This is a genomic window from Kitasatospora sp. NPDC024654 (assembly GCF_055559155.1).
The window spans coordinates 1-1234 of sequence record NZ_JBVHLF010000238.1; the positions used below are offsets into that span (position 1 = coordinate 1).

The following is a 1234-nucleotide window of genomic DNA, read 5'->3' on the forward strand; positions in this document are numbered from 1 at the left end:
GCTCAATTCGGCCGAGCAGCAGAGACCGGTCAGGAGGGTCGCAACAGCCCCCGCGTTGCCGCAGGTCGCAGCCCGCGCTTCGGAGCCACTCCGGAGTTGAGCAACAGAGTCCGACGCCCAAGCGAGGCGGCGAAGCTGCTGCTGCCACACCGGGGCGAAACGCTCCACCGCATGCGGGTGTCTCCCCGGGGGAACTATCGCGGTCAGGATGGGAAGCGGTGGTACTGGCAGCGTGCTGGGAGCGGTTGCGGAGGAACGGCAGGTGGCGCACTGTTTTGAAGAGGCCTGAGAGTGCGGCTGTCAGCGTCGGCGTTGTGAGCGATTCATGCCCCAATATGCCGATGTAGCGATCTGACTTCATGCAACCCATCGAGCAATCAAAGGGGTTTGAATTATGGGCATGCCCGCGCCTATTGGCGGCAACTTCGTGGTCGTCTCGGCTAACCACAACAACATGGCTCTATTCGCGGAGAACGAGATCGGCGGTCCTGTGACCCAGCAGCCCATCGGGCCGGCTCTGCTCCAGCCGTGGACTCTGACGGCCTTGGGTGGTGGGGCATTCCACATCCAGCTTGCCTTGCCGTCGGGCTCCCCGGCCATGAGCTTGGACTTGGGTAATGGTGGGGCGTTCGCTGCGCACACCCCGTTGGTCGTCAATCCGGCTAACGGTTCAGCGTCCCAAGTGTGGAATCTGGAGGAGGTCAGCACAGGGAGCTTTGCCATCGTCCCGAGTCAAAGCACTAAATGGGTTGCCGATGTGGAAGGAGGGGGCGGCAACGCGGGCGCTGTCATCCAGCTTTTCGAGCCCTACACTCCGCCGCACCTCAACCAGCAGTGGCAGTTCAGGCTCACGACGAGGGCGTAGGAGGTAGTCGGGACACGTAGTCCCCGGTGTCGCTCGACCACCCTGCAACGACGCCTGGGGCGGCTACTGACGCAGCGCGGCGGGGTCGGTGAGTTCGCGGCTGCGAGCCCGAGCCAGGCTGCGCCCGCCGGTTGTGCGTCGCCCTGGTCCGCGAACTCGCACCGGCCTTCAAGCCCTACCGCCAGGCCGACGGCGTCCCGGAGTTCCTGCAGCGGCTCAAGGCCGGCAGAGGGGAGGGAGGGGGGGGGGGGGGGGTGGGGGGGGTGGGGGGTGGGGGGGGGGGGGGGGGGGGGGGGGTGGGGGAAGTAACTGGTCAAGCTGCACGCCGGTGAGACCGAGTGGCAGGACGAGACCGGCCGTGACATCGTG

At 66.5% G+C, this 1234-nt stretch carries 1 protein-coding gene; it reads left to right on the top strand.

Features of this window, described 5'->3' with window-relative positions:
• Window positions 1–394: 394 nt before the first annotated feature.
• Window positions 395–865, top strand: coding sequence for an RICIN domain-containing protein (locus ACZ38L_RS39270; protein WP_465702913.1), 471 nt, complete (start codon window positions 395–397; stop codon window positions 863–865).
• Window positions 866–1234: the final 369 nt, after the last annotated feature.

Excerpts from the sequence above, each read along its gene's own strand:
- ACZ38L_RS39270 (WP_465702913.1), top strand. The coding sequence starts at position 395 with ATGGGCATGCCCGCGCCTATTGGCGGCAACTTCGTGGTCGTCTCGGCT.